Here is a 268-nt window from a genome sequence, read left to right on the forward strand (position 1 = left end):
CCGAAAGCGTCGCGGTGCGGCGCCAACGCCTGGACGCCGCGCTGGACGCGCAACTGGCGCTGATCGAAATCCAGCGCCTCACCGGCGAGCCCTTCCTCGCCGCCAACACCGCCCCCGCAGGAGCCACGCCATGAAGCCCGAACTGTTGATCGCCGCGGGCCTGCTGGCCCTGACCCTGAGCGCCTGCGGCGGCGCGGAAAAAAATCCCGCCGCGCCGGCCGCCGCCGCGCAAGGCAAGGACGACCACGCCGGCGAAGGCCATGCCGAC

The 268-nt window shown here is 73.1% G+C and carries 2 protein-coding genes; both read left to right on the forward strand.

All coding sequences use genetic code 11. The features are described 5' to 3' along the window. A partial coding sequence (locus tag HKX41_11720) for a TolC family protein (GenBank protein ID NNC24801.1) occupies positions 1-134 on the forward strand: 134 nt, incomplete at its 5' end. Further along, positions 131-268: hypothetical protein (locus tag HKX41_11725; protein NNC24802.1), on the forward strand; the 138-nt coding region annotated here is incomplete at its 3' end. The genes HKX41_11720 and HKX41_11725, both read left to right, overlap by 4 nt.

Source organism: Salifodinibacter halophilus (assembly GCA_012999515.1).
In the GTDB taxonomy this organism is placed as follows: Bacteria; Pseudomonadota; Gammaproteobacteria; order Nevskiales; family Salinisphaeraceae; genus Salifodinibacter; species Salifodinibacter halophilus.